This window comes from Paraurantiacibacter namhicola (assembly GCF_001687545.1).
In the GTDB taxonomy this organism is placed as follows: Bacteria; Pseudomonadota; Alphaproteobacteria; order Sphingomonadales; family Sphingomonadaceae; genus Paraurantiacibacter; species Paraurantiacibacter namhicola.
This window is the reverse complement of record NZ_CP016545.1, coordinates 893879-907500: the sequence shown is the minus strand read 5'-3', so window position 1 is coordinate 907500 and position 13622 is coordinate 893879. Positions and strand designations below refer to the sequence as shown.

The following is a 13622-nucleotide window of genomic DNA, read 5'->3' as shown; positions in this document are numbered from 1 at the left end:
ATCGCGCTGGTGATCGGCATCTCCTATGTCTTCATCCCCTTCAGCGTCGTCCCGCTGGCGATGGTCCAGCGGCGAATGGATTTTCGCGGCTATGCCTTTGTGGAAACCGGCGCGAACCTCGTGCAGGTCGTCATCACGGTTGGCGCTGCGTGGTATGGCTATTCCTCCCTGTCGCTCGCCTTCGGGGTCTTCGCCTACCAGATGGCGAAGGCGGGGCTGACGCAGCTGGTGAACCCCATCTTCCGGATATTTCCGCCGAGCCTCGACGGCTCGCGCCGCATCTTCACCTATGGCGGGTCATCCAGCCTGATCAGTTTTACCGCCAGCGTGGCGACCCGCGCGCCGGACCTGATCGTGGGCAAGATGATCAGCGAGGCGGCGCTGGGCTTGTATGGCCGGGCGACCGGGCTGGCAGTGCAGTTCCGCGTGCTGGTGAGCGGCCCTGTAGAGTCCGTATTCTACCCTTCCCTTTCGCGCGCGCGAGACCGGGGTGAGGATATTTCGGCCCATTACCTGCGCCTGACCTCTGCCCTCTGCGCCGTGACCTGGGCAGCGATGTTCGGCCTGGCCATGGGCGCCGAGCCCCTTGTGCTGGCGCTTTATGGCGAGCGCTGGGCCGGCGTCGCGCCGGTCATGGTCTGGGTCGCCCTGGCGCAGGTCTTCTTCATCGCCATCCCGATGCAGATCGACGTGGGTTATCTGCTGGGCAAATGGCGTACCATCGTGATGCTGACGATGCTGGATGCCGCGCTGTCCATCGGCCTGCTGTATTATGCCGCGCAATTCGGGCTTGAGTGGGCTGCCATTTCGCGCATCGTCCATGGCGCGATCTGGTGGGTCATCCATGCGGCCTTCATGCAGAGGCTTGTTGGCTTCTCCTGGCGCAGCCTGCTGGACATCTACTGGCGCACATTCGTCGCCGGCCTCGCGGCGATCGGCCCGCTGGCCCTTGGCTATGCCTTCTGGATGGCGCCCGATGAAATGACATTCGGCGTCCTGGCGCTGCTCTCCACGCTCGGCGTCGTGACTTGGTATGCCGCGCTTATCGCCATCCGCCATCCGAGCGCGGGCGAGTTCTCCGACATCTTGCGCCATCAGCGAGAGGCCTTCGGCCGCCTGCGGCAGCGCTACACCTGACCGTCACTTCCCGAATGTTGCGCGAAGCTTGCGCCATCGATCCCAATTTGGTCGCGGCGCTTGCCTGTGGTAACATTGGATGCGCGCCAACCTCCACGGCGGCCGGTGGGCGAAGCGGTGGAGAGGTATATGCAAAAGACATTTTTCATGGCGATGGCGGGCGCGGCAGCGCTGGCAATGTCCGGTGCTGCGGCTGACCCGCAGGCCCTGGCCGACCCCAATTTCGCGCCCGACCCGAATGGCGAGACACTGCAGCTGGATGTCGAGCACTTCCAGCGAGTCACCGTGCCGGTGCAGATCGGCGGGACTGGCCCATATCGCTTCCTTGTCGACACGGGCGCTCAGGCCACCGTCATCAGCCGCGAGCTTGCCGACGAGTTGAGCCTGAACGACCGCGGCCAGGCCACGCTTATCGGCATGGCGAGCCGCCGGCCGGTAGAAGTCGCAATGATCCCGGGCTTTTCGCTTGGACGCCGGACCATGACCATCCGACAGGCACCGCTGGTGGACCGGCAGAACATCGGCGGGGCGCACGGTATCCTCGGTCTCGACAGCCTGCAGGACCAGCGCGTCGTCATCGATTTCGTGAAAGAGGAAATCCACGTCACCGACGTGACCGACAAGCGCAAGAATTCCGGTTACGAGATCGTCGTGCAGGCGCAGCCCAAGCTGGGCCAGCTAATCATCACCGATGCGCGGGTCAACGGGATCGAGACGACCGTCATCATCGATACCGGATCGCAAGGCACGATCGGCAATCCGGCCCTGCTGGAGACCCTGCGCCGCACACGCCAGATCGGTCAAACGGACCTGATAGACATCAACGGCGTCCGCATGAGCACCGATGTCTATAAGGCAGGCAAGCTGACGGTCGGGCAAATGCAGCTGCGCAACTTCCCCATCCTGTTTGCCGACAGCCCGCCATTCCACGCCCTGGGCCTTTCCGACACACCCGCGCTGGTGCTGGGCGTGAACGAGCTGTCCGTCTTCCGCCGCGTCGCGATCGATTTCAAGGATCGCAAGGTCATGTTCGACCTGCCGCGCGGACTCGGCTTCGGCAACCTGCGCAGCACGACAGTCGGCGGCTTCTGACCCGGGCCAGCCGGACGCAACATTGCCAAGGCGGCGGCGAACACCCACTTGGGCGGCATGCCACCAATTCATGACACGCCCGGCGATGCCGTAATGGAGCAGGCGGGCTGGAAGACGGTCCGCCGTTTCCTGCCCTATCTATGGCCCGCAGGCCGGCCCGACCTGAAGCGCCGCATCCTGCTGGCCGGGCTGTTCGTGCTGCTGGCGAAGGCCGTCGTGCTGACCCTGCCCTTTGCCTATGCCGGGGCGGTGGACGTGATGGCGGCGGACGGCGATCCGGCCTTGTGGGTCGGGATCGGCCTGGTCGTGGCTTATGCCGGCGGACGTTTCGCCACCGTGCTGTTCGACAATGTCCGCAACATGGTGTTCGAGCGCGTCGGACAGGACGCCGTGCTCAGCCTGACCCAGGACGTGTTTGCGCGCCTGCACCGCCTGTCGCTGCGCTTCCACCTGTCGCGCCGCACGGGCGAGGTCACCAAGATCATCGAACGCGGGACGAAGAGCATCGACACGATGATCTATTTCCTGCTGTTCAATATCGCGCCCACGCTGATCGAGCTTACGGTCGTGGCCGCAATCTTCTGGACGCTGTTCGGGTGGGAGCTGGTGGCGGCGACGTTCGTTACCGTCATCGCCTATATCTGGATGACGCAGGCCATCACCGAATGGCGCACCAAGCTGCGGCACGAGATGAACGAGCTGGACGGGCAGGCCCTGGCCCGCGCGGTGGATTCCCTGCTGAATTACGAGACCGTCAAATACTTCAGCGCCGAGAAGCGTGAGCTGGATCGCTATGCCGGGTCCGCTCGGCAATATGCCCGCGCCGCGCTGAAGAGCGAGAACTCGCTTGGTCTGCTCAACATGGCGCAGGCGCTGATCACAAATCTGCTGATGGCGGGCGCGATGGCCTTTACCGTCTGGGAATGGTCGAAGGGCAACCTCACGCCGGGCGCGCTGGTGCTGGTGAACACATACCTGATGCAGCTGTTCCGCCCGCTGGACCTGCTGGGCTGGGTCTATCGCACGATCCGCCAGGGCCTGATCGACATGGCGCAGATGTTCCGCCTGATCGATACGCCGGTGGAGGTCGAAGATGTGCCGGGCGCGCCTGCGCTGATCGTGCGCCAGCCCTCCGTCGTGTTCGACAATGTCAGCTTCGGTTACGAGCCGGAGCGCGAAATCCTCCACGGCCTGAGCTTCGAGGTGCCCGCCGGTGCCAGCGTGGCCATTGTCGGCCCGTCCGGCGCGGGCAAGAGCACCATCGGCCGTCTGCTGTTCCGCTTCTACGATCCCTCATCCGGACGCATCCTTGTGGACGGGCAGGATATTGCTCAGGTCACACAGGAATCGCTGCGCAGCCGCATCGGTATCGTCCCGCAGGACAGCGTGCTGTTCAACGACACGCTGCGCTACAACATCGCTTATGGCCGCGAAGGTGCGGACGAGGCGGAGGTGATGGCCGCTGCCGAAGGCGCTGCCATCGGCCCCTTCATCCGCAGCCTTCCGGACGGACTGGAAACGCAGGTGGGCGAGCGCGGCCTGAAGCTGTCCGGCGGGGAAAAGCAGCGCGTCGCCATCGCGCGCACGCTGCTGAAGGATCCGCCGATCCTGTTGCTGGACGAAGCCACCAGTGCGCTCGATTCCCGTACGGAGCAGGAGATCCTCGCCACGCTGGACCGGGTCTCAGAAAACCGAACCACGCTGGCCATCGCGCATCGCCTCTCCACCATCGCCGATGCGGACCTTATCTACGTGATGGATGCGGGCCGGATCGCGGAACAGGGTCGCCACGCCGAACTGTTGCGCCGCGACGGGCTTTATGCCGATATGTGGTCGCGCCAGCAGGCCGAGACCGGTCCGGATGCCGAGGCGCTGGCCACGGAGGGTGCCGGTTGAAGATCGCGCTGGTCTATAACGAACGCCTGCAGCCCAAGCGCATGGCGCGCGTCCAGCGCCTTGCAGCGATCCTGCAGGGCCGCGGACACGAAGTCATTCACGCATTCGGCGACAGTTTCGACGCGTCGCGCGATGCGCCGGGTGCCGACCTTGCCGTACTGGCCGGCGGTGATGGGACGGCGCGGCTGGTGATTGGCAATCAGCCGGACATCGCAGCCCTGCCGCCGCTGGCGATCTATCCCACCGGCACCATCAACCTGCTTGCGCGGGAGCTGGGTTATTCGCGCGACCCGGAAGAGTTCGCCCGGCAAGTGGAACGTCGGCGCGATCCCGTGACCACGCGCATCGCCACGATAGGCGGCGCGCCCTTTCTGGCCTGCGCATCGGTAGGCGTGGACGCGCATTCCGTTTCCATCGTGTCGGAGAAGCTGAAGCTGCGGATTGGCCGCTTCGCCTATGTCGCGGCGCTGCTCGCGCTGTTCCGCAACTGGCCGCGCACGCGCATGCAACTGGTCAGCGACCATGGCCCGCTGGAGGCCGAGGCGGTCTTCGTTCTGCGCGGCCGCCATTATGCCGGGCGCTGGACACTGGACCGCGCCGCGCAGCTGCAAGGCGAGAGCCTGCGCGTGCTGGCGCTGCCCGATGCGCGGCGGCGGGACCTGCTGGCGCTGGTGGCCTATGCCCTGACCGGATCGCGCAAGCCGAAGGGGCACTGGCACGTTTTCGAAACGCAGAGACTGTCCGTGCATTGCGATGCCGAAACGCCCGTGCAGGCCGATGGCGACGTGGTCGATTCCTCGCCCGTGGAGTTCGCGTTGACACAGCAATCGGTCCGCTTCGTCTGATCCCGATCCGCGAGGGCCCCCGCCCCGCCCCCTTGTGCTGCAATGCAACATAGGCCATTGGCGCGGCTCTTGTGCGCGCGCGGACGACCGCGCTGCGCCCGATCCATTCCTGAAGACGGGCCATCCCCATGTTCAATACAAGCGCGATCCGCCGCGACTGGTTCTCCAATATCCGTGCCGACATGCTGGCCGGCCTTGTGGTGGCACTGGCGCTGATACCGGAGGCGATTGGCTTCTCGATTATTGCGGGCGTGGACCCGCGCGTGGGCCTTTACGCCTCCGTCGCGATTGCCATGGTCATTGCCTTTACCGGCGGCCGCCCGGGCATGATCAGCGCCGCCACCGCCGCTGTTGCCGTGGTGGTTGTACCGCTGGTGCGCGATTACGGGGTGGAATATCTGTTTGCCGCGACCATCCTGATGGGCATCTTCCAGCTGCTGGCCGCTGCCCTGCGGCTGGACCTGCTGATGCAGTTCGTCTCACGCTCCGTCATCACCGGCTTCGTCAACGCGCTGGCTATCCTGATCTTCATGGCGCAGCTGCCCGAACTGATGCCCGGAAACGACGGCGTGGTCTGGCAGACCTATGTCATGGTCGCGGGCGCGCTTGCGATCATCTACCTGTTGCCCAAATTCACCACCGCCGTACCCAGCCCGCTGGTCGCCATTGTCGTGCTGACCGGGCTTGCCCTCTGGCTCGGCACGCCGGTGAATACGGTCGCCGATATGGGTGAACTGCCTGAAGGCCTGCCCTATTTCGTGCTGCCGGACGTGCCGCTGACGTGGGAAACCCTGCGCATCATCGCCCCCTATTCCACCACCATGGCCGCAGTCGGCCTGCTGGAAAGCCTGCTGACCGCGCAGATCGTGGACGACATGACGCACACCGGCAGCGACAAGCGGCGCGAAAGCGGCGGCCAGGGTATCGCCAATGTCGTGGCCGCCATGTTCGGCGGCATGGGCGGCTGCGCCATGATCGGCCAGTCCGTCATCAACGTGACCAGCGGTGGGCGCGGACGCCTGTCCACCTTCACCGCCGGCCTTTCCCTGCTGATCATGCTGGCGGTGCTGGGCGATCTGGTGGGCAGCGTGCCCATGCCGGCACTGGTGGCGATCATGATCATGGTCAGCATCGGCACCTTCAGCTGGAATAGCTTTGCCAATCTCGGAAAGCATCCCTGGCAGTCCAGCGTCGTGATGCTGTCCACTGTCGTGGTCGTTGTCGCGACGCATAACTTGGCGCTCGGCGTGCTGGCAGGCGTCATCCTTTCGGGCGTCTTCTTCACCCACAAGGTGATGACGATGTTCGAGGTCGTGCGCGAACGGAAGGGCGACACCGCCATCTACCGCGCCAAGGGGCAGGTGTTCTACGCCAGCGTCGAACGCTTCGAAGCCGCGCTTGGCCCGGAAAGCACGCAGCCCGATCCGGCCGACCACGTCATCATCGACGTGCGCAAGGCCCATTTCTGGGACATCTCCGCCATCGGCGCGCTGGACAAGGTGGTGGAGCGCATGCGCCGCAACGGCCGCAGCGTGCAGGTGAAGGGCCTCAACCGCGCAAGCGCCGACCTGTTCGACAAGTTCGCGCTGACGGACAAGACCGGCGTGGAGATCGGGCTAGCGCCGCATCCGTGAGCCGGGCCTGATCAGACGCCCCAATGACGCTGACGAGATCGCCTTTGCGACAAGCCGGGTAAGCCGTTTGCAGGCTACCGATGGAGGTCGCCTACTGCCGGCAATTCCGCGTTCCCATGTAGCGACTCCCGGTTATCGCTCCTCGGCGCGGCCGTATGAACCGGCCACCGATCCGCGTGCCCAATCTGCCATCAGGTCGTGGAAACCCCCCGTAACCTTTGTCGACATGCGAGACCCATCTTGCTGCCTGCGGAATTCCCACATGCCATGGTCGGTTTCGGGGAACACGAACACGCGGATGTCGCTGCCTTCGGACCGCAATGACTGCAACCGGGCGAGTGTCACTTCCATCGGGGCTTCCCGGTCCGCGCCTGCCAGGGCCCATAGCTGCGGCACCTTTACGCCGCGCAGCACCTCGACCGGATCGAGGCTCCAGTCGATGTCCAGCCGGTCGAACATGGGTACGCCGCGATCGCGCAGCTCGGCGATCGGTATGCCCAAGAGCACGCCGGTATATCCACCGCGCAAGCCAGACAGCCAGGGCTCGCCCGCATGGCGGTCCCGGAAGACTGCGAACTCGTCCAGGCCATCGCGGTAATTGGACGCAACAAGCCGCGCGGTGATGTCGGTCAGTTCGCGGCCCCTGGCAATGACATCCTCTGGATAGCCCGCCGTGCGCAATTCCAGCTCGACCTGGCTTGCATCTTCCTCGCGAATGTCGACGACCAGGCCGTAACCGATCCCGATGAAGTCTGCCCCGGCACGCTCGGCGGCAAGCGGCGCGATCCAGCCGCCCTGGCTCAGGCCGATGATCCCGAACCGTCCATGCATGCCCTCAACCAGACGCTTCGCCTCTGCCGAGGCGGCAACCAGATCGTCGGCCAGTGCCGGGAAATTCTGCGTATATGACCCGCCCGAAAGGCCGGTCCCGCGTTTGTCATACACGAATACGGTGATGCCGCGCCCGACCATCTGGTAGGGTTCCGGCGACCGGTCGATCCAGCCAGTGTCCTCCGACCCGTGTGCGAAGACGACGAGCGGGGTATCCCGTCCGGCGCCGGATGGCTGGATGAGGCGTCCTGCCAGCTCGACATCACCGGATCGGAAGCGCGTGTCCGTGACCCTTGCGTCGATCCGCGGCAGGGACACGCCAGCAAAGTTGACAAACCCAGGTCCCGCACATGCCGTTGCTGCGCCGGTGGGGATCATGTCTCCGACCTCGCCACTGGACGTCTGGTACCGATACCCGTCCCCGCTCTTGGTGACGATGACGAATTCGCTATCCGGCCCTGCATAGAGGCCCACTTCGCATGCACCCGACGGTGCGGCTGGGGCGCGTATAGCGACGTCCGGCTGCGTAGAGACAGCCTCACAAGCTGTAAGGAGAACAAGGGAAAGGAGTGCCGCGCCGAATTTTGCCATTGCCCGGGAATATGACCCGGGGCCTGCCGGTCAACGGCCAAGCCGCTGCTTCACGATGAACAGTCCATGCCGCTCTACCGAATGCGGTCCGGCCTCCATTCGCCCGCCTTTGCGCAAGCACTGATGCGCCTTCAAGACCCTATTAAAGGATGTATTTGCTGAGATCGGTATCCGAGGCCAGCACGCCCAGTTTCTCGCGCACATAGCCGGCGTCGATCGTCACGCTCTGGTCGGCCATTTCTTCCGCTTCGAAGCTCAGTTCCTCGAATAGTTTTTCCATCACCGTCTGCAGCCTGCGGGCGCCGATGTTCTCGACCCCGTCGTTCACCTGCGCGGCGATCCGGGCGATTTCCAGAACCGCATCCTCTGTAACGTCGACCGACAGCTTTTCCGTCCCCAGCAGCGCCTTGTACTGACTGACGAGGTTGGCCTTCGTCTCGCTCAGGATGCGGACGAAGTCCTCCACCGTCAGGCTGCGCAGCTCGACGCGGATCGGCAGGCGGCCCTGCAATTCAGGGAGCATGTCGGAAGGCTTGGAGACGTGGAAAGCGCCACTGGCGATGAACAGCACGTGGTCGGTCTTCATCGGCCCGTATTTGGTGGCAACAGTGGTGCCCTCGATCAGCGGCAGCAGGTCGCGCTGCACGCCCTCGCGGGACACGGAGCCGCCGCGAACGTCGCTGACGGCAATCTTGTCGATCTCGTCCAGGAAGACGATGCCGTTTGTTTCGGCATTCTCCAGCGCGACGCGGGCGACGTCGTCCTGGTCCATGCGCTTCTCGGCCTCTTCCTCGACCAGCTTGTCCCATGCATCGGGGACCTTGAGCTTCCGCCGCTTGGTAGGCTGCTTGCCAAAGGCCTTGCCCATCATGTCGCTGAGGTTGATCATCGACATGCCGCCGCCCATGCCGGGGATCTCCATCTGCGCGGAGGGCGCATCGGCGACTTCGATCTCGACTTCGGTATCGTTCATGGAATTGTCGACCACGCGCTGGCGGAAGCTCTCACGCGTTGCCTCGCTCGCATTGTCACCCACCAGCGCGTTCAGCAGCCGGTCCATGGCAGCCTCGCTGGCAGCCTCGCGCACGCTTTCGCGGCGGCGGTCCTTTTCCAGGCGGATCGCCTCTTCCACCAGGTCGCGGGCGATCTGCTCCACATCGCGGCCGACATAGCCGACCTCAGTGAACTTGGTGGCCTCCACCTTCACGAAGGGCGCACTGGCCAACTTCGCCAGCCGGCGGCTGATCTCCGTCTTGCCGCAGCCGGTGGGGCCTATCATCAAAATGTTCTTGGGCGTCACCTCGTCACGCAGATCCGCGTCCAGCCGCTGACGGCGCCAGCGGTTGCGCAGCGCCACGGCAACCGCGCGCTTGGCATCCTTCTGCCCGATGATGTGTTCGTCCAGCGCGGCGACAATCGCCTTGGGGGTGAGGTTGTCCATGATCTCTTTCTGTAGCGGCGCAGGTCCCGTTCGCGCCCGTATCCGTGCCAGCGAATGTGGCCTGCGCGGCGCCGATTTCAACCCGGAGGTCAGTATCCCGTGCGCTGCAGCATCCGGTCGTTCTGCGCCGATGCCTTCAGCCGCCGGTTCACCTGCTTGATAAGCGGCAGCTCCAGCCAGTGATAATAATACCAGCTGAAGACCACGCTGGCAGAGAATAGCGAGACAAAGAAGAGTTCTGGCTGGCCGACCACGAGTTTCGGGAAACCCCAGGTCCAAATCCATGCGAGTGGGATGTGGAACAGGTACAGCGCGTAAACAGCGTCTCCCATCCGGTCCACCAGATCGAAGAATGGCACCTGCATCGGCCCGCCAAGTATTGCCGTGCAGGCCAGCATGCCGGGCACGCCCGCCCACCATAGATACTCCCAGCCGAGGTCGATGCCGGTGCTCGGGAATGGCGCGGTCATGAAAATGGCTGCAGCAACGCCGAAAATGGCGATCCTCTGCCACAATTTCATCGCCCCGCCGCCAAGCCGCCATGAGGCGAGCGCGATGCCAAGCGGGAACATCACATAGACCGGCGTGGTCAACATGTATGCGATGGCGCCTTCTGGTTGCAGCATCGTCCCCAGCGTCACTGCGACCAGGGCACCGATGGCAATCGCGGCGTAAGCGATCCTCTTTCCGAACATGATCGCGAGGCCGAAACCGAGGTAGAACACCATTTCAATGAACAGGGTCCAACCGGGATAGTTCAGTGGCTGCGGAAAGGCCTCGTTACCGATCGTCCAGCTGGGAAGCAGGGCAAGCGAGCGAAGGAAATTGATCGGGTCCACACTCTGCCCGGCCAGGAAAATCAGGGCGAAGGCGAGGACGAAGAGCGACACCCACCAGGTCGGCAGGATTCGCGTGAAGCGCCGAATGAGGAAATTGCGCGAGCCATGCGGATCTTCGAAATCGCGGCGGCTGGCAAAGGTGATGATGTAGCCGGACATGAAGAAGAAACTGACCATGCCCGCGCTGCCGAACTGGTAGTCTGTCGGGGGCAGGGACAAGCCCTCCCCGATGTTCGCCGCGAAAGCATAGGCATAGTGGTATCCCGCCACCATGAAGGCCAGGAGCACGCGCATGAGCTGGATCGACTGGATCCGTTCGCTGCGATGTGTCGGCATATCCCCCCCTTGGTATGCACGTCGGGTAGAACCTATTGCCGGACCCGTGGCAAGCTACTCGTGGCCCGATGTGTCATCTCAGAACGATCCTCCCGTGCTCCGCTCAGCCTTAGCAGGCGACGCGTCAGGGGCACCTCAACGAAGCGATAGAATATCCAGCTGGCGAGAAGGGTGATGAAGGACACCGTTACGAGGAAACCCCACGGATCCGGCTCCACGAACGGCAAGCGCGGATATATCCATATCCACGCCCAGGCGAGCGGAACGTGCAGCAGGTACAGCGCATAGCTGATATCGCCGCCGGCATTCCAGAATGCCGGGGCCGGCAGATCCAGCGGGCCGCCAAGTACGGCAATGGTAAAGAGTACAGGCGGGAGCCCCGCCCACAGGACGTAATCCACGCCCAGGCTCACGGTGCTGCCCGGCGCATCCAGCATCCACCACGAAGCCGCGGCCGCTGCCAGTATTGCAAGACGCAGTGCCGCAGGCAGGGCCAGGCCGCTTTCCCGCAAGACGGCCATGGCGATGCCCACGGGAAACATCAGAAGGATCGGGCGGGTCAGCGACCATGCGATGACGTTTTCAGGCGGGATGAAAAACCCGGCCAGCACCAGCACGGCGATGCCGCACAGCGCACCGGAAATCGCCGCCGCGCGTCCCCTGGTCATGAGCATCCCGAACAGCAGGTAGAACACCATTTCAAAGAACAATGTCCAACCGGTCCACAGGAACATGGTGGGTCTGATCGAGCCATTGTCCGGCCAATAAGGAACCAGGACGAGCGACTGCGCAAAGCGCAGCCAGTCGAGGTCCTGCGCCAGCATCAATCCCAGGACTGCCGCCAATAGAGCGCTGGCAATCCAATAGGGCGGCAGTATGCGGATCGCGCGGCGCAGCAGGAAAATCCGGCGCGCTCCGGGCTCACCGAATAGATGCCTGGAGGCGACCACCATGATGAAGCCGGAGATGACGAAGAACACGACGACCGCGGCCTGCGCCGCGCGCTCCATGTCGATCCGCACGCCGAAGCCGCCGCCAACATGGTCGGCAAAACCCCAGGCGATATGAACAAGAGCGACTGTACCGGCCGCGAGCGCGCGCAGCGCCTGCACGGACACGATCTTTGCTTTGGTACTTTCGACCGTCATGCGCCCGTGAATGTCCCGTCCTTATACGCCGCAATGTGCCCGCATGGCGCCGAAATCAAGGCGCGACGGAGAGCTTTGCCTCTGCTTTGGCGGGTCTTCCAGTGCCGAACAGGCGATTCAGCCTGCGCACAAGTGGGCGTTCGGCCACGCTATGGAACGCCAGCGCAGACAGGCAGGATAATGACAGCGTCATCGCGACGAAGGACCAAGGGTCAGTCCAGCCGAGCTTCATCCAGGCCCACTCGGTTGTCACTCCGATCGGCAGATGGAAGAGATAGAGCGCGTAGCTCGCGTCGGCCAGACGGTCCACGATGGCAAAGCCGGGCACGGTCAGCCGGCCGGCGAGCAGGCCGAGGCAAAGCAGCAAGGCCGGCAACCCTGCCCAGAAAATGTGGCTGAAACCGGTATCGAAGGTTTCGAAGAAGCTCTCTGGCGTCTTCGTCCCGGCAATCATCGCCACTCCGCCAAGGATACATAGCGTCCGGACGGGCATCGGTAATGTCCAGCCGTCCCGGACAAGGATCGCAATGGCCATACCCGCAATGAATACGAGGGAGATCGGCCGTGTGGCGGCAAACAGCACAGCATTGGCCGGCTGCAGTGCCATGCCGAGCACCACGAGTACGACAAGCGCCGAACCCGTCAGGATGACCGCAACATTCCTGCACCGAAGAATCGCGAAGCCGAAGATCAGGTAAAACAGCATTTCGTAAAACAGCGTCCACGCGACACCGAGTACCGTTGACGGGAACGCGGTAATTCCCGGCGTCCAATACAGCCAGAACACCGCAGAACGTGCAATGTTATCCAGTGGCGGCATCATTCCGCGCAGCCAGAACGCCGCAACCATGGCCGCAAGGGCGAGCCAGTAGGTAGGCAGGATGCGGATCGCGCGGCGCAGCCAGAAGGTCCGGCTTGCGCCGGGCCGGGCAAACAGCTTTTCGCTGGATATCACCATGACGTAACCCGACACGATGAAGAAAGCGCAGACCGCAACCTGTGCGAGCTGTCCGTCCGTGGGCGGCAAAGGCAGCGGCCCGATACGCGGCGCAAAAAGGTAGATGAAATGCCAGGCCGCAACAGTGAACGCCGCAAGGACGCGGATCAGCTGGATCGCCTGCACTCGCTGTGTGGCAGCCTCCAACACTCTTCCCCCTGCCCGGTGAAGGCGCGCGCGCCTCCGGTGTGCTAGACTTCCTCTAGCGTTACATTATCGTTGGTAAATACGCACACTTCTGCCGCGACCGCCATGGCCTTGCGCGCGATGACTTCGGCGTCTTCCTCGTAATCGGACAGGGCGCGAGCGGCACTGAGGGCGTAATTCCCGCCGCTGCCAATGGCGGCGATGCCACCTTCCGGCTCCAGCACATCACCATTCCCGGTCAGTACCAGCAGGCTTTCATCGTCGGCCACGATCATCAGGGCTTCGAGGTTGCGCAGGTATTTGTCCGTGCGCCAGTCCTTGGCCAATTCCACCGCCGCGCGAAGCAATTGCCCGCGGTACTGCTCCAGCTTCTTCTCCAGCCGCTCGAACAGGGTGAAGGCATCCGCCGTCGCGCCGGCAAAGCCTGCCACGACCTTCCCGCCTTCCCCGATGCGGCGAACCTTGCGGGCGTTGGGCTTCATCACCGTATTGCCCATGCTCACCTGCCCATCGCCCGCGACGACGGTCTTGCCGCCGCGCTTGACGCCGATGATGGTGGTGCCGTGCCAGGTGGTCAGGCCGTGCCAATGACGCGAAGATTGATCAGAATGTCCGTCCATGCGGGCGGATATGGGAGGAAGCGGCGCGCGCTTCAAGCATGCCGTCCCGCAGCGCGGGCCCGGCGATG

General features: G+C 63.9%; 11 protein-coding genes (1 of these 11 cut by a window edge). 5 read left to right on the top strand and 6 right to left on the bottom strand.

What is annotated here, in order from left to right:
• The 5 genes from A6F65_RS04335 to A6F65_RS04315 form a co-directional block, all read left to right on the top strand.
• Window positions 1-1137: the 3' portion of a lipopolysaccharide biosynthesis protein gene (locus A6F65_RS04335; RefSeq protein WP_067786288.1), read on the top strand. Its footprint begins 360 nt before the window's first position; 1137 of the gene's 1497 nt are visible here — the last part of the coding sequence; its start codon lies off the left edge, out of view; it ends in the stop codon at window positions 1135-1137.
• Between the two features lie 129 nt (window positions 1138-1266).
• Entirely contained in the window at window positions 1267-2229 is a 963-nt protein-coding gene (locus A6F65_RS04330) for an aspartyl protease family protein (protein ID WP_067790009.1), read from the top strand.
• Between the two features lie 57 nt (window positions 2230-2286).
• On the top strand, window positions 2287-4125 hold the full coding sequence (locus tag A6F65_RS04325; RefSeq protein WP_067786286.1) for an ABCB family ABC transporter ATP-binding protein/permease: 1839 nt from the start codon (window positions 2287-2289) through the stop codon (window positions 4123-4125).
• Complete coding sequence (locus tag A6F65_RS04320; RefSeq protein ID WP_067786284.1) at window positions 4122-4970, top strand: diacylglycerol/lipid kinase family protein; 849 nt, start codon at window positions 4122-4124, stop codon at window positions 4968-4970. Before A6F65_RS04325 ends, A6F65_RS04320 begins: the two co-directional genes overlap by 4 nt.
• A 128-nt stretch (window positions 4971-5098) precedes the next feature.
• Window positions 5099-6604: a SulP family inorganic anion transporter gene (locus tag A6F65_RS04315; RefSeq protein ID WP_067786282.1), complete on the top strand. Its 1506-nt coding sequence runs from the start codon at window positions 5099-5101 to the stop codon at window positions 6602-6604.
• Between the two features lie 132 nt (window positions 6605-6736).
• On the opposite strand, the gene A6F65_RS04310 is transcribed toward A6F65_RS04315, so the two are convergent.
• From A6F65_RS04310 to hslV, 6 genes are all read right to left on the bottom strand, one after another.
• Window positions 6737-7909, bottom strand: a complete 1173-nt coding sequence (locus A6F65_RS04310; protein WP_067786280.1) for an alpha/beta hydrolase family protein — start codon at window positions 7907-7909, stop codon at window positions 6737-6739.
• Between the two features lie 259 nt (window positions 7910-8168).
• Window positions 8169-9470 carry an ATP-dependent protease ATPase subunit HslU gene (hslU, locus tag A6F65_RS04305; RefSeq protein WP_067790006.1) on the bottom strand — a complete coding sequence of 434 codons (1302 nt, stop codon included), beginning with the start codon at window positions 9468-9470 and terminating at the stop codon, window positions 8169-8171.
• Window positions 9471-9556: 86 nt separating this feature from the next.
• Entirely contained in the window at window positions 9557-10642 is a 1086-nt protein-coding gene (locus A6F65_RS04300) for an acyltransferase family protein (RefSeq protein ID WP_067786278.1), read from the bottom strand.
• Window positions 10643-10674: 32 nt separating this feature from the next.
• On the bottom strand, window positions 10675-11790 hold the full coding sequence (locus tag A6F65_RS04295; protein WP_067786277.1) for an acyltransferase family protein: 1116 nt from the start codon (window positions 11788-11790) through the stop codon (window positions 10675-10677).
• Window positions 11791-11845: 55 nt separating this feature from the next.
• Window positions 11846-12934 carry an acyltransferase family protein gene (locus A6F65_RS04290; RefSeq protein ID WP_067786275.1) on the bottom strand — a complete coding sequence of 363 codons (1089 nt, stop codon included), beginning with the start codon at window positions 12932-12934 and terminating at the stop codon, window positions 11846-11848.
• A gap of 44 nt (window positions 12935-12978) precedes the next feature.
• A complete protein-coding gene (hslV, locus tag A6F65_RS04285; RefSeq protein ID WP_067786273.1) occupies window positions 12979-13554 on the bottom strand; it encodes an ATP-dependent protease subunit HslV in 576 nt (191 codons plus the stop codon).
• Window positions 13555-13622: the final 68 nt, after the last annotated feature.